The 24,398-nt window shown below is 47.9% G+C and carries 19 protein-coding genes; 9 read left to right on the top strand and 10 right to left on the bottom strand.

Annotated features, from left to right (window positions below; translation table 11 throughout):
- Nucleotides 1-12: 12 nt before the first annotated feature.
- From LHUE1_RS03860 to LHUE1_RS03840, 5 genes are read right to left on the bottom strand one after another with little or no spacing between them, the layout of a single operon-like run.
- Nucleotides 13-537, bottom strand: a complete 525-nt coding sequence (locus tag LHUE1_RS03860; protein WP_049171806.1) for a hypothetical protein — start codon at nt 535-537, stop codon at nt 13-15.
- Nucleotides 527-1,162 (bottom strand): ATP-binding cassette domain-containing protein, encoded by a 636-nt coding sequence (locus LHUE1_RS03855; RefSeq protein ID WP_049171804.1) that lies wholly within the window; start codon nt 1,160-1,162, stop codon nt 527-529. Before LHUE1_RS03855 ends, LHUE1_RS03860 begins: the two co-directional genes overlap by 11 nt.
- A gap of 10 nt (nt 1,163-1,172) precedes the next feature.
- On the bottom strand, nt 1,173-1,892 hold the full coding sequence (locus LHUE1_RS03850; protein WP_080978140.1) for an LPXTG cell wall anchor domain-containing protein: 720 nt from the start codon (nt 1,890-1,892) through the stop codon (nt 1,173-1,175).
- Complete coding sequence (locus LHUE1_RS03845; RefSeq protein ID WP_049171800.1) at nt 1,892-2,572, bottom strand: hypothetical protein; 681 nt, start codon at nt 2,570-2,572, stop codon at nt 1,892-1,894. Before LHUE1_RS03845 ends, LHUE1_RS03850 begins: the two co-directional genes overlap by 1 nt.
- On the bottom strand, nt 2,562-3,347 hold the full coding sequence (locus LHUE1_RS03840; RefSeq protein WP_049171797.1) for a hypothetical protein: 786 nt from the start codon (nt 3,345-3,347) through the stop codon (nt 2,562-2,564). Before LHUE1_RS03840 ends, LHUE1_RS03845 begins: the two co-directional genes overlap by 11 nt.
- A gap of 271 nt (nt 3,348-3,618) precedes the next feature.
- On the opposite strand from LHUE1_RS03840, the gene LHUE1_RS03835 reads away from it, so the two are divergent.
- The gene (locus LHUE1_RS03835; RefSeq protein ID WP_049171794.1) at nt 3,619-4,485 is read left to right on the top strand and encodes a helix-turn-helix domain-containing protein; all 867 of its coding nucleotides are present in this window, start codon (nt 3,619-3,621) and stop codon (nt 4,483-4,485) included.
- A 212-nt stretch (nt 4,486-4,697) separates the two neighbouring features.
- On the opposite strand, the gene LHUE1_RS03830 is transcribed toward LHUE1_RS03835, so the two are convergent.
- Together LHUE1_RS03830 and LHUE1_RS03825 are read right to left on the bottom strand one after the other, a co-directional pair.
- A complete protein-coding gene (locus LHUE1_RS03830) occupies nt 4,698-5,561 on the bottom strand; it encodes a CPBP family intramembrane glutamic endopeptidase (RefSeq protein ID WP_049171792.1) in 864 nt (287 codons plus the stop codon).
- Nucleotides 5,562-5,653: 92 nt separating this feature from the next.
- Complete coding sequence (locus tag LHUE1_RS03825; RefSeq protein ID WP_241484825.1) at nt 5,654-6,328, bottom strand: CPBP family intramembrane glutamic endopeptidase; 675 nt, start codon at nt 6,326-6,328, stop codon at nt 5,654-5,656.
- Nucleotides 6,329-6,650: 322 nt separating this feature from the next.
- Between LHUE1_RS03825 and LHUE1_RS03820 the strand changes: the two genes are divergently transcribed.
- From LHUE1_RS03820 to LHUE1_RS03805, 4 genes are read left to right on the top strand one after another with little or no spacing between them, the layout of a single operon-like run.
- A complete protein-coding gene (locus LHUE1_RS03820) occupies nt 6,651-8,438 on the top strand; it encodes an L-fucose isomerase (protein WP_047107040.1) in 1,788 nt (595 codons plus the stop codon).
- A 21-nt stretch (nt 8,439-8,459) separates the two neighbouring features.
- Entirely contained in the window at nt 8,460-9,989 is a 1,530-nt protein-coding gene (locus LHUE1_RS03815; RefSeq protein ID WP_049171790.1) for a rhamnulokinase, read from the top strand.
- A gap of 1 nt (nt 9,990) precedes the next feature.
- The gene (locus LHUE1_RS03810; protein ID WP_217774474.1) at nt 9,991-11,334 is read left to right on the top strand and encodes a sugar porter family MFS transporter; all 1,344 of its coding nucleotides are present in this window, start codon (nt 9,991-9,993) and stop codon (nt 11,332-11,334) included.
- 12 nt (nt 11,335-11,346) lie between these two features.
- Nucleotides 11,347-11,784, top strand: coding sequence for an RbsD/FucU family protein (locus LHUE1_RS03805; RefSeq protein ID WP_049171785.1), 438 nt, complete (start codon nt 11,347-11,349; stop codon nt 11,782-11,784).
- A 410-nt stretch (nt 11,785-12,194) separates the two neighbouring features.
- Here LHUE1_RS03805 and LHUE1_RS03800 read toward each other — a convergent pair whose 3' ends face one another.
- The gene (locus LHUE1_RS03800) at nt 12,195-12,995 is read right to left on the bottom strand and encodes a class II aldolase/adducin family protein (protein WP_049171782.1); all 801 of its coding nucleotides are present in this window, start codon (nt 12,993-12,995) and stop codon (nt 12,195-12,197) included.
- A 195-nt stretch (nt 12,996-13,190) separates the two neighbouring features.
- On the opposite strand from LHUE1_RS03800, the gene LHUE1_RS03795 reads away from it, so the two are divergent.
- Together LHUE1_RS03795 and LHUE1_RS03790 are read left to right on the top strand one after the other, a co-directional pair.
- A complete protein-coding gene (locus LHUE1_RS03795; RefSeq protein WP_010490856.1) occupies nt 13,191-13,946 on the top strand; it encodes a DeoR/GlpR family DNA-binding transcription regulator in 756 nt (251 codons plus the stop codon).
- Between the two features lie 228 nt (nt 13,947-14,174).
- Nucleotides 14,175-15,635, top strand: coding sequence for a catalase (locus LHUE1_RS03790; protein ID WP_049171780.1), 1,461 nt, complete (start codon nt 14,175-14,177; stop codon nt 15,633-15,635).
- A gap of 139 nt (nt 15,636-15,774) precedes the next feature.
- Here LHUE1_RS03790 and LHUE1_RS03785 read toward each other — a convergent pair whose 3' ends face one another.
- Complete coding sequence (locus LHUE1_RS03785) at nt 15,775-17,169, bottom strand: MFS transporter (protein ID WP_049171779.1); 1,395 nt, start codon at nt 17,167-17,169, stop codon at nt 15,775-15,777.
- A 129-nt stretch (nt 17,170-17,298) separates the two neighbouring features.
- On the opposite strand from LHUE1_RS03785, the gene LHUE1_RS03780 reads away from it, so the two are divergent.
- Nucleotides 17,299-17,742, top strand: coding sequence for a MarR family winged helix-turn-helix transcriptional regulator (locus LHUE1_RS03780; RefSeq protein ID WP_049171776.1), 444 nt, complete (start codon nt 17,299-17,301; stop codon nt 17,740-17,742).
- A 210-nt stretch (nt 17,743-17,952) separates the two neighbouring features.
- Nucleotides 17,953-18,270, top strand: coding sequence for a YxeA family protein (locus LHUE1_RS03775; RefSeq protein WP_049171774.1), 318 nt, complete (start codon nt 17,953-17,955; stop codon nt 18,268-18,270).
- A 112-nt stretch (nt 18,271-18,382) separates the two neighbouring features.
- Here LHUE1_RS03775 and LHUE1_RS03770 read toward each other — a convergent pair whose 3' ends face one another.
- Complete coding sequence (locus LHUE1_RS03770) at nt 18,383-24,061, bottom strand: DUF1542 domain-containing protein (RefSeq protein WP_277848273.1); 5,679 nt, start codon at nt 24,059-24,061, stop codon at nt 18,383-18,385.
- Between the last annotated feature and the right edge of the window lie 337 nt (nt 24,062-24,398).

The raw sequence follows: 24,398 nt of genomic DNA, 5'->3' as shown, positions 1-24,398 counted from the left end.
TTGATGGGGAAACTATTCCAGCAACAGCGAATATTTCACATAATGATTCGACACCGGCACTAAAAAACTGAATCTCATTTTCTGATTGCGTAACGCATAATTTTCTTGCGTTGTCATGAAATGCAGCGTGATGGGTTGTTTGGCAGCTAAAAGATGCTCGGTTTTGTGAATGCGCTGGTTGTCTTTATCCGTGACATCAGCCGTTGCAGTGCTGATGCTATAGGGGATGTTCAGCCACATGTTTTCCAAAAAATTGGGGTTATTTTTCTTATACCCATAATCGGCCGGGCCGGGTTGTTTGATTGTCAGTTCAACCGGCACTATGATTTGGCCTTTGCTTTTTGAGACATGGGCGCTGCGAATCATGAAGTCGACATTCTTGGCATGAATGAGTTGATTTTGTTGAATGAAGACTTCTTTGGTGACGCCGAGTGACTTGGGGTTTGCATTGACTTCGTGGTAACGGAAAATACCGATCGACATCACCAAGATTAAGACCAGAAAAGTCGTTAGCCAAAGCTTATGTTTAGTGCGCATCACTGATCGTCCCTTCCTTTACCAATAGCTTTTGCGTCGCCACCTCCTCCACGAAATCGTGATCATGCGAGGCAATGATGAAAGTGGCGCCTTTGACATGATAATCGTGAATGAGTTGGACCAACTTGCCGATGGCGTCATGATCTAACGCATTGGTGGGTTCGTCCAAGACGATCAGGGGATAGCCGCCTAAAAATGCCTCCGCAATGCCCAGTTTCTGCTTCATGCCTAGAGAAAACTTGCGAACTTTTTGCTTGGGAAATCTTGTGAGGTCAAAATAAGTCAGCAAATCCTGAATTTGCGATGATTGGATATTAGGGTCTAATCTAGCCAGTAGTTCCAGATTTTTAGCCGCCGTGAAGTCATCGATCAGGCTGGGATTTTCGATTAAAATGCCGGCTTTGATCGGGTAAGCATCTTGAGTCCGCACGGTTTTACCGGCGACTGTTACATTGCCGGTAACGGAGATGAGGCCCAGCAACGCTTTTAAAATCAACGTTTTTCCAGAGCCGTTGATGCCTTCAAGTGTTGCAATGTTGCCGCGGTCAATTTTGGCATTGACTTGGTGCAAGAGTTGCCGATGCTTGATGACTTTAGCTACCTGATGTAATTCGATAAATGTCATGAAGTCCTCCTCAAGCTAACTTGATGTTGCGGTCAATGATGACGTAACCGAGCGTCATTGCGATGGCGATGCCGAGCCAAATTAGGATAGCGTTCCAAGTTCCTGTGGTTGGGAGTCGGCTGAGCATCAAGAAACTGAATGGGTTAAACCGATTTTCTGTATAGGCTGTCGCGATTAAGATGGTGGCAGGAACGATCAAGGCAAGTGGCGGATTGAATCGATTGCCAATGGTTTGAATCAACAGGAGCGTGAAAACGCCTAGCCAAGTAAGGCAAAGAAGTTCGCTGAAGGTCCCTGGGGTGGTGGAAAGCCCCGCTCGCGATGTGGCGATTGAGGCTAGGAACGTTGAGGTCATTGTCGACGCACAATAGGTCGTTGTGATGAAACCCAGCAATAGCAAATTGACATTGGCAAACTGCCGCGGGGGTATTTTTAATCCACGCAGGTGCATCGTGCGCGCCTGCCACAGCTGCTTGAAGCTGTTGAGCGAAATTAAAAGCGGGGCAAAGAAATAAACGAACCACAAAACCGGCAAGATGACATGATGGGTTTCAACCATGGCGTAACTGGTACCATCAAAAAACAGGTTGATGACGGATGTGTGGGGATTGCCAGCGATCTGGAAAGTGAGAATGATGATGGCGAGGTTCATAAAGATTAACCAGAAAAGCAATCGAATCCGAATGATGTGCCAGTAAAAGAAAAACTGATTTTGAAACAGTCGCCACACTATAAATCCCTCCTCCCGATAATCTGTGTCATGACTGCAACGAAGAACAAAGTAGCGCCTAACATGATGGTTTCTTTGCCAAGCAAGACGAAATTAGTATCTGCACCGGTAAAGTCGAAGAATAAAGAAGGCATTGTGGCAGTGGCAAGGTAAAAAGATAACGCGCTGATGGAAAAGCTAATAAGAAATGCGATTAGCTTGCTTTTGGTGGCAAACGTTAGTGTGATCGCAATCATTCCCAGTAGAAAACACGCTGTCCACAAATAAACGGCGCGTACCAAAATCGTGAGCCAGATTGCTGCCAAAAAGTAAAAATGGTGGCTGACAGTCATTATCAAAACGGTGCCAACAGTCCAAACGCCAGCCATGATGATGGTGATTAAGCAAAGCCGATAAAGTACTTGAAGAACGACCACTTTTCGCGATTGATAAATCAGAATATCTTGCGAACGAATCTGAGTGGTGGCAAGTAATGCGAGCAGGTAAGTCGGAATCAGTCCGCAAAAAATTAAGTAGCGAGGGAAAATAATTACGATCAGATTTTCCGGTGACATGAGTTCTTGGGTTAAGCTGTTGCCATCGATCAAACTGATGATGAGCGTGATCACGGCACAGACGACATGAATTTTGAGAAATGCATGCGTGAGTAGATTCTGTTGACGGATGACGTTACGGTACAAGATGCTTCACCCCGATTTGGGAAAAGACAATGCAATAGATCAGCATCAGTAAAGTGACAATGCCAGTGACCGCGAGATTGACATTGGCCGTGGGTGACATTTCATGGAGAAAGTCAGCTGGTGAATAACTGACAGAATTAGGTAATTTGATGAAGCTATTGAGCATCAGCACAACAATTTGCGCAACCAGTCCTAGGCTCATGGCAACAAAGGCATTTTTGATCCAAATCGCCGTCACCGTCACAAAGACAGAAAAAAGACCCGCCCAAATGCTTGCAAAAAGGATAGAGATAGCAGCGTGTAATAATGGGTGGGCATAGTAAAGACTGACCAACAGCGTGTTTTGGTTAATTAACAGGATATTACTGTTCAACAGGTTGTCCGGTTTTATATTGGGCAAAACGGTAAAGTAGACCGCGAGATTAAGCAACAATGCCAATGCGATGATGGCAAAACCGGTTAAGAAGGCAATACCGATATAGGACCACATGACCTTTTGCAATGGGGATTGCAATTTAACCTTTGCAAATAAGCCGGAATCAACATCGTTTTTCAACAAGGTTCCGGCGGGGATGCTGGCGATCAAAGGCAACAAAATGAAAAAGATGATCGGTAAAAAACTGAAAGGGTCAATTGACAGCCAACGGGTATAAGGAGAATTGCCGGCTGGGATCGGTTTTAGTAGTTGAATCATCTGTAATGCACAGATCGATAAAGCGATGACACCGGCTAAAACCACTCGTTTCTTGGGTAAACGCAGCCATAAAAATGCCAATGTATAAACACCTCGTTAGGAACAAACAACGCTCGGCCGAACATTTTGATGAGATCTTGTCCGAGTGCCACTTGCCTAGGTTTTAGATTCACTTGTCGCGGTCTTTTTGCTCGCAAATTTCTTCATTGAAGCGTACGTTTATTGTGAAACGGGTAAATTTTCACTTTTTATCAACACGCCCGCGATGCTAAAAGCTTACGATGGGGCAATGACGATGACAATTGTTTTAAATGTTCACTTGCATATATGAAAATCTGAAGAGGTGAATGCCGTGACAGATACATTTGCAAATTTTGGGTTGTTGCTGGCAGCTATGCGCAAACGGCGACAGCTGCGGATGGCAGACATTGCCGACAGCACTAGTTTAAGCACGATTTCGCGATTTGAACGAGGCAGTCAGACCATTTCGATTAAGCTTGCCAGCGACTTGTTCCGCCGCGTTCATGCTTCATTGCCGGAAACTGCCGAACTCGTGGATGGTTCAACCGAAATTCCCGAGATGTGGCAAACATTAGCTGAGGCTGCGCTTACTGAAGACACGCGTGAATTAGACAAGACGATTGATGCGTTTGAAGGGAAGCCAGACACTATCAATGCAATGATCGTCACTGTTCTCAAAACTTATCGCAGCATATTCAAACACGAAAAGTTAGATCGCGGTCACGCAATTGCGCCGGTAATTCACTATTTGCTCGGCAATGGCCGTTGGTTCCTGCTGGAGTTCCAACTGTTTGCGGCCTCAATTTACTTAGCCAATCCTGAAGACAGCAGGCACTGTCTGATCAGAGCTATTCATGAAATTGAACACGCCCATGCCCATATTTTTCTCGAACCATTCACTAGCGGCTTGTTCTACGCGGCAGTCGCAGCCATTGAAAAGCATGATGTACCAACGGCAAACGTCTTGTTAGGTAACTTGCGCGGACTGGTTGCCACCGCCGACACGATTTTCCTCAAATACCGCATCAGGATGATTGAGGCAGCATTGCGGTGCTCACTCCGCAACGAACCGCACGAGTATCAACATATCGTGGAGATGCTCACCTTTCTACATACCATCGGCGCCGACAACTATTGTGTGGCCGATCGCCATTGGTTGCGAAAGATGGGGATTGAGGTTCATTTGAGTTTTGATTAGTGGGTTAAACGGCTTGCACCTAGCTGTTTCGGCATGCAGCTTTGCTAACGCTAATCAATCGATTAAGTTCGACAAAAAAGGACACATGTACAATCCCAAAATGGGAGTGAATACATGTGCCTTTGCATTGTTTTCGGCTCAACGATCAGCGAGGAAAAACTGATAAATGAATCCGAATCTTGTCACGCGATTGAGAGTCACTGATGTGGTTCTCAATCTGATGCGGACGCTTGGTCAGGCCGTTCTCTGCCTTTTCTTTGCAGAATGACGAACGCAAGTATAATAACTGCAACAAGATGCGCAATGATTGAAACGCTACTTCGCTCGATTCCGAAAAGTCCCCCTGTCAGCATCTGGGCAGTTGTCGTATTGTCAGATTTGATGATCAGCCCCACATTCGGTAAGCCCGAAACGACAGTTCCAAAGATAGTTCCTTCGGCAAAATTCCAAGCAGCATGCACAGCGCCACTCAGCCAAATATTATGACTAAGGAGGCGCAGCTCAGACATCAAAACTCCAAATAGGAAAAGACCTGTGGCGGCGTGCCAGTCAAAATGGGGGTTGGCGATATGTAAGAAAGCAAAAAAAGCCGAATTGATGACAACTGCCAACAACGGCCGCTTCTCTTTTAGGAAGTAGCCCATGACATAGCCACGACACAGCAGTTCTTCAAACATTGACTGCACGCCATAGCCAAAAAGAAATAAAAGAACCAGAACGATGCTATTGTTACTGAAAACAAAATGAAGCCGATATCCACCCAGACCGGTAATCACTCCCCAGATCGCTGAAAAGAAGAGCAGACCGAGCAGCCAACCCAAGAGATAGCTTTTCAAGGGCCTTGCACTACGTAACGGGATTAAGGCGTTGTCTTTGTGATAGTAAAGGTACATGCCAGAAATTCCAATCGCTTCAGTATACAAAAATAATACTTGATACCAGGGATTGCCAAGCAAAGCATCGTTGTCCATGCCGAACATGACCATAAGCGTTGGGACGATTTGTGCTAGGAATGACCAGCCGAATGCAATGACCAATACAACAAAGACCTGTGAGGCTAAGGGTTCTTTTTTCATTTGCACTCCTATGCTTTTGTGCTGACGAGTATGTGAAATGTAAAATTTAAATGTCCACTGAGTTTCTTAGATTTGTTTGCAGCAGTTGGTAGTTAAACAAGTGTGGCTAACACCGCGACCAGATTAGTGAGCGCATGCAGCGCTATCGAATTTTGCAGTTTGCCACTTTTCCAATAGACAAATCCAAGGATGATGCCTATAAATGCGTAGAGTAAGAAACTGAAAATCGTATTGCTTTGATGCGCGGAGGAAAATAAGACGGCACTCAGTAGTATCTTTAGCCAGACTTGATTCGAATTGAAAAATAAGTTAAAGGCCATTCCTCGATAGATTAACTCTTCCACGATGGGAGTTACAACAACCAGATGGATGATAAGAACAGCAACCATTAGCTGATGGTGGTTGAGTAAAGATTTCTCAATGGCCAGATTGTTTGGTGATTGTACCCGGTTATATATTACATGATTCAAAAAGGTTAAAATGCCATTACTTATCAGAATCGTTGCATAGCCCCCGAAGACATATAGAAGGTCGCTGAGGTTTGCCTTTTGTATAATGGGCTTCTCCGTGTATCTATAAACGAATCGATATGCAATATATATAATGGCGGCATTTGCTAAAACCCAGGTTACTGTAAGTGCAATTAATGTCACGGCACTCTTTTCATAGGACATGATTAATACAAAGAACAACGGGAGCGGTCCTATAAAGTACATTATTGCCATATAAACCATTCGTCTAAGCAAAGAATCTTTTTTAATAGTCACAGGGTGTCACCCTTCCTCATATTTAATTGATTCTTCGGAAATGAACACCGATTAAATCAAGTTAACACTCTTGAAAGATAAAGGAAAGGGTGGACTTATAGCTTCTTACCGTAAATGCTCCCTTTGGTATACCCACCCTAGCGAAGAAATATTCACAAGCTTGATGAACTATGACGAAAATTGGCGCTTTTTTTGACGAAGTTTCAATCACTTTGCCAACCCTTGGCGCGTGGAATGAAAGCGCTTATCATAAAAGCCGTAGTCAGCTGATGAAATTAACGAGATGGTAACTAGACAAGCAGCACATGTGGAGGCAAGAGAAATGACAAACATGACATTCCCGAAGATTGGTATTCGTCCTACGATTGATGGTCGGCGGCGTGGCATTCGTGAATCATTGGAAGATCAGACGATGAAGATGGCGCATTCGGTGGCGGATCTTTTGGCGGCGACGCTTAAGTATCCTGATGGCTCGCCGGTGCAGACGGTGATTTCCGATACGACCATCGGCGGGGTTAAAGAAGCCGCGATGTCGAAAGAGAAATTCGATCGTGCCGGCGTTTGTGGCACGATTACGGTGACCCCATGCTGGTGCTATGGCAGTGAAACGATGGATATGTCACCGGATCTGCCGCACGCGATTTGGGGCTTTAATGGTACCGAGCGTCCAGGCGCCGTTTATCTGGCAGCCGTGTTGGCGGCGCATGCTCAGAAAGGGATTCCGGCGTTCGGTATTTACGGCCATGATGTTCAAGACGCCGACGATACCAGCATTCCTGACGATGTCAAAACCAAACTGATTCGGTTTGCCAAAGGTGCGCTGGCGACCGGCATCATGCGCAACAAGAGTTACCTGTCGATCGGTAGTGTTGCGATGGGAATTGCCGGTTCGACCGTTGACCCTGATTTCTTCCAGGAATACTTAGGCATGCGTAACGAGTATGTGGACATGACGGAAATTGTTCGCCGCTGGGACGAAGGCATCTATGATAAGGAAGAATTTGAAAAGGCCTTGGCCTGGGCCGAAAAGAATACCCCGATTGGCCCGGATCTTTACAACGAAGATGATCCGAACAAATTTACCGACGAGCAAAAACATGAGCAACTCGTTGCCTGTGTGAAAATGACCATGATTGCTCGTGACCTCATGGATGGCAATAAGAAACTTGCCGACATGGGCTTCAAGGAAGAAGCAGAAGGGCACAACGCGATTGCCGCTGGGTTCCAAGGACAGCGGCAGTGGACGGATCATTTTCCTAATGGCGACTACATGGAAGCCTTCATGAATTCCCAGTATGACTGGAATGGCATTCATCAGCCGCATGTTTTTGCGACCGAAAATGATTCGTTGAATGCGACATCCATGTTGTTCAACTACCTGTTGACCAACACCCCGCAGATTTTTGCTGATGTGCGGACGTACTGGAGCCCTGAAGCCGTTGAGCGTGTCACTGGCACCAAACTTGAAGGGTTAGCCAAGAATGGATTCCTGCATCTCTCTAACTCCGGTGCCCAAACGCTTGATGCGACCGGGCAGGAGACAATTGACGGCCAGCCGGCGATCAAGCCGTTCTATGACTTAAGCGAAGAAGAAGCTCAGGCCAATCTTGACCACACCCGTTGGATTCCGGCGAACATTGGCTACTTCCGTGGCGGTGGCTTTTCATCTAACTATGTCACCCGCGGCGGTGAAAAAGGCATGCCAGTCACCATGGCCCGCCTGAATCTGGTCAAGGGTGTGGGTCCGGAATTACAAGTGGCAGAAGGCTATGCCGTTGATTTGCCGGAAAATGTTTTCGACATTATCAACAAGCGAACCGATCCGGGTTGGCCATCAACGTTCTTTGTACCGATTTTAACCGGTCATGGTGCCTTTAAGTCGGTTTATGACGTGATGGACAACTGGGGAGCCAACCACGGGGCCATCAGTTATGGGCATATCGGTGCTGATTTGATTACCTTAGCTTCGATTTTGCGGATTCCGGTGAATATGCACAATGTTCCTGAAGCCGACATTTTCCGGCCGCGGGCATGGTCGTCACTAGGCACGGAGAATCTCGAAGCGGCCGACTTCAATGCCTGCAAGAACTTTGGTCCATTATACAAATAGCTGGGGAAATGAGTGATAACCATGGCAATAACAAATTTAATTGCCGTTGATCTGGGCGCGAGTTCCGGTCGCTTGATTTCCGGCCAGTTTGATGGTGACCAAATTCACTTAAAAGAGCAGTTTCGCTTTTCCAACCAGCCAGTGGCGGTGAATGGCCATCTGTATTGGGATTATCTGAAAATTTTCCAGGAAATCAAGTATGGCCTGGCCATTGCACGGCGGGATCTCGGGCGGATCGACGGCATGAGCATCGATACCTGGGGCGTTGATTACGGCATCCTGAGTCAACGCGGTGAGCTGTTATTTGCCCCGCACAGTTACCGAGATTCGCGAACCGAAGCCGTCAAAAAGGCATTTTATCAGCGCATGAGTCCGTGCAAGCTGTTTCTGGAAACCGGTAATCAGGCGGCTATGATCAACACCAATGTGCAGCTTTTTGCCGACGTAACCCGTTATCCGTTTTTGCTGACGGAAGGCGCGGATGTGTTGATGATGCCGAATCTGATTGGGTATTTCTTCACCGGGGTCAAACAGACCGATTTTACGATTGCCAGCACCAGTGGTTTGCTTGATGTTGCCAATCGTGACTGGGATGAAGCGGTTTTGCACAAGCTGGGCATTCCGCGCAACTGGTTTGGCCAACTGGTGACTGGCGGCGCCGTGCTGGGACCATTGCACCCGGAGATTCAGGCGGAATTGCAGTTGAATGATGATATGCAGGTCATCAATGGTGTTGGGCATGATACCGCCGCGGCGGTGTTGGCGCTGCCGCTGACGTCGGAAGATTGGCAACAAACCGCGTTTATCAGTTGCGGCACCTGGTCCATCATCGGCCGCAAAACTGCCAAGCCGATCGTGTCGCTGGCGGCAGCCGATGCCGGCTTGACCAATGAAGGCTGCTTTGACGGCAGCAATCGCCTATTACAAAACGTGACCGGCCTGTGGATCGTACAGGAGTTGCAACGGGAATGGTCGTATCAAGGCGAGATGGTTGATTTTGGCAAAATGACCGCAGAAGCGCAGGCGGCTGAATCCCTGCACAGTTACATTGACCCGAATCATCCGTTGTTCACCGGTCCGAGTCGGATGGAAGAAAAGATTGAAGCCTTCCTTCATCAAACCGGCCAGCCGTTGCCGCAAAGTCGCGGTCAGTTGGTGCGTACGGTTTTGGAAAGTCTGGCCATGACGTATCGGCAAACTATTTTCAACTTGGAACAGGCTGCGGAAATGCCACTGACGAAGATTCATATGTTTGGCGGCGGGATCCAGAATCAGTTGTTAGTGCAGCTAACGGCGGATCTGACCCAAATGCCGGTCAGCGCCGGGCCGATCGAAGCCAGTGTGACTGGGAACATTGTGTCACAGCTGCTGGTGCTGAAAAAATTAGCGCCGGAAGATGTGGCCGCAACTATGAAGCGGTCGTACACCGTTTCGACCATTCAGCCGCAAGCAGTGCCGGATCTTGACGCGCACTTCAAGACGTTTCAACAGATTGTCGAACGAGGCAAGGCTGTAGCGGCTGAGTTATCACCAAAAATGGAGGCGAAGTGATATGGGGACGACATCGAAGCAACCTGTCACCAAACCGGCAACAAAACCGATTGTGTATCTGTTCGCCATTCTGGGCGGTTTTGCCGGGCTGTTATATGGCTACGATTCAGGCGCCATTTCGCTGGCCTTGCCGTCGATTACCACCGCATTCGGCTTAAATTCAGCAGAAAAAGGCCTAGTTGTTTCGTTTCTGCTGTTCGGCGCGTTGCCGTCGATCGTTGTTTTTACCGCGATGGAAAAGAAAATTGAACGACGCAATGTTTTGGTCCTCGGCGGCATCATTTTCATCGCCGGCAGTATTTTCAGCGCGTTATCAACAGATACGTTGATGCTGATGATTGCCCGCTTTGTCCTCGGGGTTGCGGCGGGGATCGCCAATATGTATGGCCTGATCTATCTTTCTGAATTGGCGCCAGCGCATATTCGCGGGTTAATGTCGTCGCTTTACCAATTGAGTGTCAACGTCGGGATTCTGGCGGCTTATGCCGTTGGTGCCTATAACCTGCCGACTGATAGTTGGCGGTGGACGCTGGGGCTCGGGGCAGTGCCGGCAGCGGTTTTTGCGATTGGCATGATGTTGTCGCCGCAAAGTCCGCGTTGGTTGATTCGTGATCAGAAAGTTGACAAGGCACGTAAGGTTTTAAAACGGGTTCGTGCCACTGACGATGAAGTGGAATCGGAAATTCAGGATATTCAAGATAGCTTGAAGTCCCAAGAGGCCGGGATGCGTGAGCTGTTTGGCGCCTTTAGACCGGCGATGTTGTTGCTGTTTACCTTGACCTTTTTTCAGGTGTTTACCGGTATCAACGCTGCGGTGTATTATGCCCCTGAGATTTTCCACAACTTAGGGATGGCCAATGCCAGTATCATTGCCGATTTTGCAGTCGGTAGCGCTTTGGTGATTTCAACCTTGATGTCGCTGCCGTTTATTGATCGGTTGGGGCGGAAAAAGTTACTGGAAATCAGTCTCGCCGGTCAAGTGCCGCCTGCTATCGTGCTGTGTCTGTGGTCCAACGATGCCACGATTGCGATCATTGCGATCTTCGTATATGTCTTTGCTTTCGGGTTTGGATTAGGACCGGTCTTTTGGTCATATGTACCGGAGATTCTTCCATTAAAAGCGCGGGCATTGGGGATGGGCGTCATTACGTTTACGCAGTATCTGTTTAATGGCCTTCTCTCCTTGGTTTTCCCGATGATGCTGGAAGCGTTAGGGATTAACGTCTTTTACATTTTTGCGGCGTTGTCGGTGCTGGCGGTGGTTTATATTCACCGGAACGTCTTGGAGACCAAGGGGCGGACACTGGAAGATATCGAACATTATTGGGAAACGAAGCATGCGTGAGAGGGTGAAGTGATGCTGAAGCATATTCCAAAACAATTGTCACCGGCGCTGGTTGAGGCGCTGATGGAGATGGGGCATGGCGACGAGATTTTGTTGGCGGATGCTAATTATCCGGCGCGAACGAATAATGCGCGGGTGATTCGGGCTGATGGGCTGACGATTCCGACGTTGTTGCAAGGCATTTTGACGCTGATGCCGCTGGATCCGTATGCGGATTATCAGGCGGTGGTTCAAGCGGTTGTGCCGGGTGACAAGAATGTTCCGGAAGGTGAGCCGCTGATCTGGCACGACTATCGCGCTGAGCTCGCCAAGGCATTTCCGGACTTTCACCTGAAGTCGCTGGAGCGGTTTGACTTTTACGATCATTCCAAGCAGTGCTTCGCCATTGTTCAGACTGGTGAGCAGGCATTGTACGGAAATTTGATTTTGAAAAAGGGTGTCATTTCATAGTGAGACTAAAAGTGTAGGCTGTGGATTGGTTGTCGTGCCAAACTTCGCGATCTCCGGCCAGAGGGGGCTGGAACGCTGTGGGCACGACTTTGAGCCTCTGCAAAAACCGCAGAGTCTCAAAGCTCGGCCTTGGTCTAAAACGGGAAAATCGCCCGTTTAAGACCAACTTCACAGCTGAGCCCCCTCTGGCCTCCGATCGCTTCGCCTTGGCACTGGTAGGCTTTCTAGCGTATTGAATTAGCAAGTGAAACTTTTGATAATCAAAATAGCCGAACATTTCCCAATGGGAGTGTTCGGTCTTTTTGCGGCTTAGCACAATTGAGCCGTTGCCGCTGAATTAAAAAAGCCGCTTCGTCCTAGTTGTCTTTTGATACAACTGGGATGAAGCGGCAGTGGGGCTGAATCATCGCCTATTTGACGGTGCTGGCTGGCGTGACTTCGCCTGGCTGCATTTCGCTGGCTGGGCGTTGGGGATTTTTGGGTAGTGGGACTTGCTTGGCTTTGATTGGGATGCCGGGGACGGCGATGGGTGGGACTTCTTTGTAGGGTTTTTGATAATTTTGGCCGCAGGAGTGGTAGTCGTCGAGTAAGCCCAATTTGATGAAGATAGCTTGTTGATAGGCGATGCGGGCGTTCCATTCCAAGGTTTCCATGATGCGTGCCGCAATATGCAGGTCGGTGCTGGTGATGAGGATGCCGTGGCTGTCTAATAGGAAGACATTTTCCATTGCCTTGTCGCCGATTTCTTTCAACGCCGTGTAGACAGTGTTGGCGAGTTCCATGGATGTTGCTGGGGCAAATGGTAGCACGCGGATGCGGCCTAGCTCGCGGGTGGCTTCGGTGACGTTGGGCATATCAAGTCCGGCAGTGGCCCAGAACATGGACTCTTCTGCGTGCGAGTGATAGACGCAGCGAATGCCCGGATGTGCGTTGTAGGCTTTCTCATGCATGTTGACTTCGCGGGTCACGTCGCCGACACCATCGATTTTTTGACCGGTCTCGGCATCGATGACCAGAATCTGCGCCGGATGTAGTTCGGAGTAGTAAGTTTCGGACATAAACGTCGGCGTCATGAGGATGTAGGGATGTTCCTGTTCGTCAAAAACCTTGACCGACATGTTGCCGCCTGCGACGTTGGTATCTTTGCGATCGAACATGACTCTGACTGTGTGGGCAAGATCGTCACGTTCCGCCTGAAACATCATTTCCATTTTGAATAACTTCCTTCCATGATTGATTACCGTCATTATAGTTGAAAACGCTGTCGTAGCGGCGCTTGGCGAACATTCTGGCTAAAGCGCGGGAAACGCGTCGAAGAAGCTTCATAATTCGCCACAAAGCGTCATTTCTTGCAACCGCTTTCTCAGCCCTTTAAACTGTTTAAGGGTGAATAGGGGGACGATATTGTGTTTAAAAATGAAAGGCTCAATCGGATCATGACGATTCTGGAGCATAAAAAAGTGGTCAGCACGACGGATTTGGAGAAAACGTTATTTGTCAGCAATTCCACATTGCGCCGGGATTTAATGACTTTAGAGCGATTGGACAAGGTGCATCGTAGTTTTGGTTATGTTGAATTGGTGAAAGCAGACAATCTAGAATTACCGTATCTGTTTCGGGGACAGGAGCGAGCGCCGGAGAAGCATCGAATTGCCGCCACGGCGAGTGTATTTCTCGGGGATAATCAGGCTATTTTCATTGATTCAAGCTCAACAGCGTCCTTTTTGGCACCATTCCTTGCCAAACTAAACCATGTCATCGTGATTACCAATGGGTTGCGGATTGCGGTTGAACTTGATGGGTTGCCGAGCATCAAGACCTTTGTCACTGGTGGCCGATTGCGCAACGGCGCGGGTTCGATTATCGGGGATGATGCAATTGGGTTTCTCAATAATTTTCGGGCGAACCTGTTCTTTATGTCCTGTGTCGGCTTAACCAACGATGGCGTTTTCATGTCCAGTCAGGAGCAGTCCAGCGTGAAGCGCGCCATGATGCAACATGCGGAGAAAACGATTTTGTTGTGCGATCACTCAAAATACAACGTTAAAAGCTATTACCGCCTGTGCCACGAAGATGAGCTGGAAGCCGTCGTCTCGGACGCGCGACCGGATCAACCACTGGCGACGAGTTTGGAAAAAGCGGGTGTTGAGGTGTTGGTTTAAAGGCGCGTGAAAATGCCTGCCAAGCGAGCCGTTTGCTTGAATAATCCTTATCATTGAATAACAATGGTTGTGCACAACCTAATAACTGAATAATGGCGTCCATCCGGTTTCTAACCGGGCTGGTTCACGCTCACATTAACGCGTTCACCGGCGCAGAAGTCTGCGATCAAGGCCGCTTACACTCCGACTTCTAAGCGCGCCGGTTCACGCTCAGGAGGGAATTTCATCATGACAGATAAACTAACCACAGGCGAAGGTCAGGCGTGGGCGGATAATAATCATAGTTTGACCGCTGGCGAACGTGGGCCGGTGTTGTTGCAGGATTATCAATTGTTGGAGAAACTGGCCCATTTTAACCGAGAACGCATTCCGGAACGTGTTGTGCATGCGAAAGGCGCAGGTGCCAAAGGTGTGTTCAAGTTGACGCATGACATGAAGGCGTACACAAAGGCGGACCTGTTTAATGGCGTTGGCAAAGAGACGCCGGTTTTATTGCGGTTCTCGCAGGTTGCCGGTGAAAGCGGGTATCCCGACACGATTCGCGATGTTCGCGGTTTTGCGCTGAAGTTTTACACGCAAGCCGGTAATTATGATATCGTCGGCAACAACACGCCGGTCTTTTTCGTCAATGATCCGTTGAAGTTTCCTGATTTTATTCATTCGCAAAAACGTGATCCGCGCACGCATCGGCGCGATAACAACATGCAGTGGGATTTCTGGGCGCACTCACCGGAAAGCACCCATCAAGTGACTTATCTGATGGGCGACCGTGGCAATCCCGCGAGCTATCGCACCATGAACGGTTATGGCAGCCACACCTTTAAGTGGGTTAACGCACAAGGCGAGGCTTACTGGGTTAAGTATCACTTCATCAGCCAACAAGGCGTCCAGAATATGACCGATGAAGTAGCTGCCAAAATAGCCGGAACCGATACTGATTATCTGCAAAATGATTTGTTTAGTGCCATTGAAACTGGCAACTTCCCCAAGTGGACGGTCTATGTCCAGATTCTGCCGTATCAGGAAGGTTTGGATTATAAGTACGATATTTTTGATGTCACCAAAGTGGTTTCTCACCACGACTATCCGCTGATTGAAGTCGGTGAGTTTACCCTGAATGAAAACCCGGAAAACTATTTTACCGATGTCGAAGAAGCAGCTTTTTCACCGGCCAATTTTGTTCCTGGGATTGAAGCATCTCCGGATAAGTTGCTGCAAGGGCGATTGTTTGGGTACAAGGATGCGGAGCGCTATCGACTCGGCGCCAATTACGAGCAACTGCCGGTCAATCGGCCGTTGAATCCGGTGCACAATTATGCGCGTGATGGGTTCATGGCTGCCAAACAGGATCGGTCGGTTAACTACGAGCCTAATTCACATGGCGGCCCTGAAGAAGACCACAGCGCTCGAATCCATCAAGATGCTGTCAATGGCAAAATCGGCAACTATAAACCTTACGACGAAGATAACTTCTCGGCAGCCGGCCGCTTGTATCGCGTCATGAGTGAAGACGAGCGCACCCGCCTAGTCACAACGATTGTCAATAACCTCAAGCAGGTGACGAGCCAGGAAGTCCGCGTCCTTGCTGCGCATAATTTCTACCAAGCCGATCCCGAATATGGTAGTCGCATTGCTGAACAACTCGGGCTGTCGCTGGAAGACGTGAAGGCGGGTAAAGCCGAAGCCTAAAGCCAGGATTTATGCAACCAAGTGTCAGCGAATGATAGCAAAAGAAAAAGCTGAGATAAAAAGTCACACCTGTTCACTTTCGACAGGGAGACTTTTCATCTCAGCTTTCTTTAGCTTTCGAGATTAGCCGCTATGACGATTAAGCATCGTGACTTGCGGCCTGGGTTTGGGCATGTCTGGTTTTTAAACCGATCGCAATCGCAAGATCACCGATGATTGCCAGGATTAATAAGAACCAAAAGGCGTGTAACGCGCCAACCGCGGTTGTGTGTGCCGTGGTCTTAGGCACCTGCGCCAAGGCAACAATCAAAGAGACGCATGCGGTTCCCAAGGCAGCGGCAAATTGCTGCAAGGTGTTGAAAATCGCATTGCCATCTGTTGTTTCGGCTTTGGTTAGCTGCGCTTGGCCGCTGGTCATGATATTACCCATGGCAAAGCCGGTCCCTAACATGACAGCTGCATAACCAAGCATTAACATGACCGGCGTGGCTGTCAAGGCAGTGACTAACAAAAGCAGAATCCCAACCAGCTGCAAAGCTAGGCCAATAAAAATCGGCTTGGCCGGCCCCAAATTGTCATATAATTTACCACTCATTGGCGCCATTAAAGCTCCTAATGCCGCGCCGGGAAGCAGGAGCAGTCCGGCGATTAATGAACTTGTGTGGTTGACTAATTGCAGGTAGTTAGGCAACACAAACGCAAAGCCGACGTTCACGATCTGAATGATAAGAAACGTGATAACGTGCCAATCAAACGAGGCGTTGGTCAAAAGGCGTAGATTGATTAAGGGTTCTTTGACATGCAAGGAACGCAAGGTGTAACCGATGAGGCCTAAGATGGCAACGACGCCGTAAATCGCTGCTTGCCCGGGCGCGTTTTCGATGCGATTAAGGCCTAAGATAGCACCGGCAAAGAAGATCGCGATCAAGAGCCAAGCGATGAAGTCCAAATGAACATGGACCGGTTTGGTGACTTGCGTAATCGAAAACAGCCCGAGAAACAAGGCAATCACCATGACGACTAGCAGGAAAATAAAGATTAGATGCCAATTTAAATCCACTAAAACCCCGCCATAAGTTGGCCCGAGTGCTGGCGCAATGGCCGTTACCAACGTGCCAATGCCCATCAAAAACCCGATTTTATCCAGCGGTGCCTGCTCCAGAATAATGTTGAACATTAAAGGTAAGGCAATCCCGGTGCCGCAGCCTTGAATCAGCCGACCAATCAGTAAAAGCGCAAAATCATTTGCAACACTACAAATGGCTAAACCGAGGATGAAAAAAGCTGTTGCGGTTAAGAAAAGCTGCTTGGTGGTGAAGCGGCGTTTTAAGAATCCGGAGATAGGGACGATGATTGACACGACTAACAAATATCCAGTGGTTAGCCATTGAATCGTGCCCGTATTGACCTGGAATTGTTTCATCAAAGTCGGAAAAGTGACATTCATGGCGGTTTCGATTAAGACACCGCAAAACGCCATGAGGCCAGTGGCGAGAATCGAGAGATACAATTTAGCTGATACTTTTCTTGTCATAAAAACCTCCGTTGTGTATAGTTCTATATAGAACTATATGTTACTATAGCGACTTATTTTTCTGAAAGCAAGTTATTCGGACAGATGACTGGTTCTGGACCAGCAGTAATTCAGATAATGGAGGATATGATGACAGATTCGATAGGTATCTTGCTCAAGAAACTGAATAATGACCTACAACGATACGCAGATCGCGAGGCCAAGCAAATGGGGTTGACGCAGGTGCAGATGAGCATCATCGATTTTCTGGCGCGCAACGGTTCGCACCGCAGCCTTTACCAAACCGATGTTGAGCGGGAATTCAATATTCAAAAGTCATCGGCGACGGCACTGTTACAGCTTATGGAGCGCAAAGCACTGATCGTTCGAACGCCTTCAAAAGAGGACGCTCGGTATAAAGCGATTCAGCTTACCCCTAAAGCGGAACACGATGCGGCGCATATTCGTGCGTACTTTGAACAAAACGATGCTTTTTTGCGAGATGCTTTGGGTGAGAATGCGGATGTCGTGATGACGGCGCTCGAGCAACTGCAGCAGGTGATGGCAGGTAAGCTTGCGCAGGTGGACGGGTGATAGCCTGAGAGGCAACAGACTGAGATTATCAAAAGAACATTTTAAGCTAGCCGCTTCCCTCGCATTTTCACATATGCAAGTAACGGGTCAAAAAAATTGCAAATATCAATCTGTCATCATAATATTTGAGCATGAAGAAACTGAACCAAGTTTACTGACATGGTGGTATTTTGTGATGGTTATTGATTGGAAAAGGGGGGGCAATGAATCATGGCGCGTACGAAGAAAATGCTGCTCGTCGTCGGCGCACTTATTGTGATCAGTGTGGTAGCGCTGCTTTCGATTCACAATGAATGGACGGATCGAATCAATCCGTTTATCAGCGAAGAAACAAGCTTTGCCAAAGTTCCTTTAAAGACCCAGACCTATCAGGACGTTAAGATTTACTCGAAAACGGGTCAAAAGCTTTCTTATACGTTGAAGCATGTCAAAGGCTATGATGCCACGCAGCAATATGCTGCCATTCAACACAAAGGCCAGTACGTGAAGCATCTTTCGTACGTTTCTAAAGCGCCGTTTGTCGAATGATTTAAATGGTACATCGGAATGAAACAAGCCCTCTGGTCGAGCGCCGTTACGGCATCTCGATCAGGGGGCTTGTTGCGTTACTTTTGGAGGATTTTCAGGTTGCTGACTTTACTTAAGAACGTTTGCGTTTTTTACCTGTCAGCGCAAAGCCAAACATGCTTAGGATGAACGCACCCAAGGCAGCTAAGCCGGTCGCTGGTTTATCACCGGTTCGCGGTAATGAGGAGGTTGGCGTTAGCGTGGTTGACAGTGGCCGCGTTGTTGTCGATCGCGGATCAACGGTCAGCGGTTTTGTTGCTGGATCAGGAGTTGGTGTTTTGGCTGTGCCTGGCACGTACTGGGCGTCGATTTTCTTGATACCGTCAGCGAGTGCGGCATTTAAGGCGTCGGCATCAATAGCTTTTGCTAGGGCTTCTTTAGCTAGTGTTGCTTCGTGATCCGCCTTAGCCTTTTGATTGGCTTTTTCCGTATCGGTCAGCAGGGGGTCGTTGTCGATTTGCTGTTTGACTTTAGCCGCTTCTTTGTCAATTTTGGTAGTGGCAGTCGAGCGTTGATCGGCTAACGATTTGCCAGGTTGGTGCTGGGCGTCAATGTTAGCTTTGCCGGTTGCAAAAGCCTGGTTAACTTCATCGGGGGTCGTGGCAGCGTCAATGGCGGCCTGGCCGTCTTTGTGCGCCTTGTCAACGTTTTCGGCCTGTTGTTTTTCGGTCGTCGTCAGTGTTGGGTCATTTTGGATGTCCTGCTTAACTTTGGCCGCTTCTTCATCCAGTGATTTCTTTTGGACGGTTTTTTGCTCATCGAGCGTTTTGCCCGGTTGATGGGCGTTATCGATGTTCACTTTGCCGGTTTCAAAAGCATGGTTGATGTCGTCAGCATTGGTCGCAGCATCAATGGCGGCTTGTCCATCTTTGCGTGCCTTGTCAACGTTTTCACTTTGCTGCTGCTTTTCAGCGGTGGTTAGCGTCGGATCGCCTTGGATATCCTTTTTAACTTTGGCCGCTTCCTCATCAAGTGACTTCTTCTGGGCGGCTTTTTGATCATCGAGCGATTTGCCGGGTTGGTGAGCATTGTCAATGTTGATCTTGCCGGTTTCAAACGCCTGGTTGATATCATCGACATTTGTAGCGGCATCAATGGCAGCTTGGCCATCTTGGCGCGCTTTGTCAACGTTATCGGCTTGTTGCTGCTTTTCGGTTGTCGTCAGCGTTGGGTCATTTTGGATGTCCTGCTTAACTTTGGCGGCTTCTTCGTCAAGTGACTTTTTCTGTGCGGTTTTTTGGTCATCAATCAGTTTGCCCGGCTGATGAGCGTTGTCGATGTTGGTTTTACCAGTGTCAAAGGCCTTGTTAATGTCGTCGGCGGTTTTGGCGGCGTCAATGGCTGCCTTGCCGTCCGTTAGTGCCTTGTCAACATCGGCACTTTGTTGCGTCTTTTCCGCGGTTGTGAGTGTTGGGTCATCTTGAATGTCTTTTTTAACTTTGGCGGCTTCTTCATCGAGTGCTTTCTTGCGAGCGGTTTGCTGATCGTCAATCGCGGTGCCCGGTTGATGAGCCTTGTCGATATTTGCTTTCCCGGTGTCAAACGCCTGGTTGATTTCATCAGTGTTCTTAGCGGCGTCAATGGCTGCTTCACCGTCCTTGAACGCCTTGTCGACATTTTCGGACTGTTGTTGCTTCTCGGCAGTCATTAGCGTTGGATCATCTTGGATGTCCTGCTTCACTTTAGCAGCTTCATCGGCCAGTGACTTCTTTTGGGCGGCTTTTTGATCATCGAGACTAGTGCCTGGTTGATGGGCGTTGTCGATGTTGGTTTTGCCGGTCACAAAAGCCTTGTTGATGTCGTCGGCATTCGTGGCAGCGTCAATCGCAGCGTTGCCGTCCTTGAGGGCCTTGTCGACATTTTCTGTCTGTTGCTTTTTTTCTTCGGCGGTCAAGGTTGAATCGTTTTGAATGTCCTGGTTAACTTTGGCTGCTTCTTCATCCAGAAGCTTCTTTTGGGCATTCTTTTGATCGTCAATGGATTTGCCCGGTTGGTGGGCGTTGTCGATGTTCACTTTGCCAGTTTCGAACGCTTTGTTGATGTCATCGGCATTGGTCGCGGCGTCAATGGCGGCCTCGCCGTCTTTAAGTGCTTGATCAACATTGGCGGCTTGCTGGTCCTTTTCCGCTGTAGTTAGGGTAGGGTCGTCTTGAATATCCTTTTTAACTTTGGCGGCTTCATCGACCAGTGACTTCTTTTGAGCGGCTTTTTGATCATCGAGACTGGTGCCCGGTTTGTGGGCGTTGTCAATGTTCACTTTGCCGGTATCAAAAGCCTGGTTGATGTCGTCAGGATTGGTCGCCGCGTCAATAGCCGCTTCACCATCTTTCAGCGCTTGATCAACGTTTTCGCTTTGCTGCTGCTTTTCAGCAGTGGTTAGGGTAGGGTCATCTTGAATTTCTTGTTTAACCTTGGTAGCTTCATCGATCAGTGACTTCTTCTGCGCAGCTTTTTGATCATCGATACTTGCACCCGGTTGATGCGCATTGTCGATATTGGCCTTGCCGGTGTCGAAAGCTTGATTGATTTCGTCCGCATTCTTGGCGGCGTCAATGGCGGCCTTACCATCTTTGAGCGCTTTATCAGCATTTTCAGTTTGTTGCTTCTTCTCAGCAGTGGTCAAGGTCGGATCGTCTTGGATCGCTTGTTTGACTTTAACCGCTTCTTCATCGAGTAGCTTCTTCTTAGCGTCCTTTTGGTCATTGATGTCCGTGCCGGATTTGTGAGCTTGGTCAACGTTTTGCTTAGCATCTGTGAACGCTTTGTTAACCTCGTCGGTGTTGGTTCCGGCGTCAATCGCAGCGCCGCCATCTTTGACTGCTTTATCCACCTCAGCAATTTGCTGGTTTTTCTCAGCTGTTGTCAACGTTGGGTCATCTTTAATCGCTTGTTTGACTTTCTCGCCTTCTTCTTCGAGGGCTTTCTTTTGATCCTTCTTTTGCTCGTCAAGCGTTCGGCCCGGCTGATAGGCATTGTCGATATTCGTTTTGCCGTCTGAAAATGCCTGGTTGATGCTGTCCGCATCTTTGGCAGCGTCAATGGCAGCTTTGCCATCCTTCAGCGCCTTGTCGACGTCATCGGTTTGTTGCTTTTTCTCGGCAGTGGTCAGCGTCGGATCGCCTTGAATATCCTTTTTAACTTTGGTGGCTTCATTGTCAAGTTCCGTTTTCTTGGCGTCCTTTTGCTCATCAAGCAGTTTGCCGGGCTGATGGATCTTACCGATGGCGGTGATCGCGGTGTCTGCGGCAGTGTTGATGGCGTCAGCATTGGTTGCGCCGTCAATAGCTGTTTTGCCGTTTTCGGCAGCTTTATCAACTGCATCACTTTGCTGCTGTTTTTCAGCAGTTGTTAAAGTTGGGTCGTCTTGAATGGCTTTTTTTGCATCGGTTGCAGCATTGTCAATGGCCGCTTTCTTATTCTCTTTTTGGTCATCAAGCGATTTGCCGGGCTGATGTGCTTTATTGATGTTGGTAATCGCGTCATCAGTGGCAGTTTTGATGTCATCGGCACTGGTTGCGGCATCGATAGCATCTTTGCCAACCGTGGCAGCCTTATCAACCGCATCAATTTGCTGTTGCTTTTCGGCGTTTGTTAAGGTTGGGTCATCTTGAATGTCTTTTTTAGCTTTAGTCGCCGCATTGTCAATAGCCGTTTTCATGGCGGCTTTTTGGGCATCAAGCGGAGTGCCAGTTTGATAGGCCTTATCAATATCAGTGATACCAGCGTCAGCAGCGGTGTTAATGTCATCAGCGGTTTTAGCGTCATTGATATTTTTTAAGCCATCTGTCAAGGCCTGATCAACTGCGGTAGTTTGCGTGGCCTTTTGCGCTTTTGTCAGCGTGACATCGTCTTGAATCTTTTTCTTAACCGCAGTAGCTTCATCCGTCAGCCGTTTTCGTTGGGCGTTTTTCTGATCCTCAAGTGGTTTGCCGGCTTGATGGGCGTTGTCGATGTTGGCTTGACTGGTTGTGGATGCCTGGCTGATCGCATCAGCTGTGGCGGCGTTATCAATATCTTGGTTACCTTGATTAAACGCATCAGTGGCATTTTTGATTTGTGGTTTTTTCTGTGCGGTCGTCAAAGTGGGATCATTATTAATATCGTTAACAACTTGATCGTATTTGTCCTTCAAGGCTTTCTTTTGAGCCTTTTTCTGCTCATCCAAGGAAAGGCCAGGTTGATGGGCTTTTTGAATATTGGCTAAGCCAGTTTCGGCAGCGGTATTGATGGCGTCGGCGGTATCGGCCTTATTAATCGCGTCTCTGCCAGCGGTCAAGGCTGTGTCAACGTTATCGGTTTGAGCCTTCTTCTCGTCAGTCGTTAAGGTTGTATCGTTCTGAATGTCTTGTTTAACTTTTGTTGCCGCGTCTTCTAATGCCTGCTTTTTTGCGGTTTTTTGCTCATCAAGCGTGGCGCCGGGTTGATGAGCGTCGTCAATCGCTTTTTTCCCATTTAAAAATGCTTGGTCAACTTTATCCGCATCAGTCGCACCGTCAATCGCTGTATTGCCATTGGTAAGAGCCGTATCAGCATTACCCCGCTGCTGGTTCTTCTGGTCGGAAGTCAGCGTCGGATCGTTGTTGATCGCGGTGATGATGTTATCGTGTTCTGTTTTCAGCTCCGCCTTTTTATTTGCTTTTCGTTGATCTAGTGGTAGCCCAGACTGGTGAATCGCAATAATGAGTGGCTTATTGGTATCAAAAGCGTGGACGGCATCAGGCGTTGTGGTTGCAGCATCAATTGCATCCTGGCCTGTTTTGAGAGCGGTGTTAATGTCGGTGACTTGCTTTTGACGTTCCGGAGTCGTTAGCGTCGGGTCGCTATTCACAGCTGCTTTTTGAGTATCTGCTTCAGTTGCTAATCGGTTTTTCAAATCAGCTTTAACCGCATCCAGTCCAGGAGTGTACGTGAATGATTCAAAGTCGAACAGATGCTGATTGGATTGATCGCCAGTTGAACCAATAATAAACATGGATAGTTGATCGTTTTGAATATACGGCTTAGCATCAAATGAAATTGATTTGTTGCCATAAGCAACCGTCAACCGCTTAGAATCGCCATTGTAATCGACGAGCAATGGTAGATATTGGCCCTTTGGATCCTCGAGTTTTTGATAAAACTCGCCTTCTGCTCCTTCGATGCTTTTAACTTTACCCAGTGGGCCTACTGTTTGAATAACGCGCATCTGAGGATAGTCGGTTTCAACACCTGGGTCTTTGAAATAAGAACCGGGGTCTTCCTGGCCATTGTAATACTCGTCAAACTTGACCCCAAATGCATTCTTTAATGTGCCGATGCCAAATGTGTTCCCGGCCTTACCAGTTTTACCCGGATCTTCATCAGCAAAGCCGAATGCAACGCCATCTGCCGCGTTAGCTTTAGTTCCAAGGAAAAGCCTGCCTTGAAATTTAAAACTTTTATTCATATCAATTTTCGTCTTTAACGCGGCCGTCCCTATTTGGCCTGGTACGTCAGGGGTTAACTGAACCTGAAAACCTAATTCACCTGATGGATAGTGAACGGCAGAGCCTTGGCTTGGATCCGTTCCTCCTCCCAATTGGAAAAAGTTCAAGAACTCATCAGGTTTAACAGTAGCGGTAATATCAGTCGGTGTGGTATCCGCATACACCGGTACAGCTTCAAAAATTTGCGGAATGGTGATAACTCCAAACGTTCCGAGTGAAATCGAAATCAAAGCGGTCACCCAGAATTTCCCGCTCTTGTAGCGCTTATAGTGCACTTTACTTTCCATTTTTTCTACCCCTCATTAAAATTGTGATAATGCGTTGCTGTCTGTTTTTATACAAGTAGAATAGCACATATTATTTTTATATGGAAGCACTTTATAATATAAAATATTATTAAGTAGTATATTTAGGAAACTATATTATGTGCTAATTTTCGAACAGCTTATTTGACAAAACTAATATATTCGAAAACTTTCACAATACATGCCATAAATGACAATAATGAATAACTATAATCGAATACTGATTAACCGCGTTGCCATAAAAATAACCAAGAGAATGTCGATAATAAATAAGTCAAGATTTTCAGAGCAGTTGACGAAAATTTGCGGGCATGCAATA

Origin of the sequence: Lacticaseibacillus huelsenbergensis (genome assembly GCF_029726355.1) — a bacterium.
In the GTDB taxonomy this organism is placed as follows: Bacteria; Bacillota; Bacilli; order Lactobacillales; family Lactobacillaceae; genus Lacticaseibacillus; species Lacticaseibacillus casei.
Note: the sequence above shows the minus strand (reverse complement) of the source record. Positions and strands in the feature narration are given on the sequence as shown.

What these genes read in the sequence shown, in the direction of transcription:
- LHUE1_RS03860 (WP_049171806.1), bottom strand. Translation starts at nt 537, where the DNA reads ATGCGCACTAAACATAAGCTTTGGCTAACGACTTTTCTGGTCTTAATC.
- LHUE1_RS03855 (WP_049171804.1), bottom strand. Translation starts at nt 1,162, where the DNA reads ATGACATTTATCGAATTACATCAGGTAGCTAAAGTCATCAAGCATCGG.
- LHUE1_RS03830 (WP_049171792.1), bottom strand. Translation starts at nt 5,561, where the DNA reads ATGAAAAAAGAACCCTTAGCCTCACAGGTCTTTGTTGTATTGGTCATT.
- LHUE1_RS03820 (WP_047107040.1), top strand. Translation starts at nt 6,651, where the DNA reads ATGACAAACATGACATTCCCGAAGATTGGTATTCGTCCTACGATTGAT.
- LHUE1_RS03815 (WP_049171790.1), top strand. Translation starts at nt 8,460, where the DNA reads ATGGCAATAACAAATTTAATTGCCGTTGATCTGGGCGCGAGTTCCGGT.
- LHUE1_RS03810 (WP_217774474.1), top strand. Translation starts at nt 9,991, where the DNA reads ATGGGGACGACATCGAAGCAACCTGTCACCAAACCGGCAACAAAACCG.
- LHUE1_RS03805 (WP_049171785.1), top strand. Translation starts at nt 11,347, where the DNA reads ATGCTGAAGCATATTCCAAAACAATTGTCACCGGCGCTGGTTGAGGCG.
- LHUE1_RS03800 (WP_049171782.1), bottom strand. Translation starts at nt 12,995, where the DNA reads ATGGAAATGATGTTTCAGGCGGAACGTGACGATCTTGCCCACACAGTC.
- LHUE1_RS03790 (WP_049171780.1), top strand. Translation starts at nt 14,175, where the DNA reads ATGACAGATAAACTAACCACAGGCGAAGGTCAGGCGTGGGCGGATAAT.
- LHUE1_RS03785 (WP_049171779.1), bottom strand. Translation starts at nt 17,169, where the DNA reads ATGACAAGAAAAGTATCAGCTAAATTGTATCTCTCGATTCTCGCCACT.
- LHUE1_RS03780 (WP_049171776.1), top strand. Translation starts at nt 17,299, where the DNA reads ATGACAGATTCGATAGGTATCTTGCTCAAGAAACTGAATAATGACCTA.
- LHUE1_RS03775 (WP_049171774.1), top strand. Translation starts at nt 17,953, where the DNA reads ATGGCGCGTACGAAGAAAATGCTGCTCGTCGTCGGCGCACTTATTGTG.
- LHUE1_RS03770 (WP_277848273.1), bottom strand. Translation starts at nt 24,061, where the DNA reads ATGGAAAGTAAAGTGCACTATAAGCGCTACAAGAGCGGGAAATTCTGG.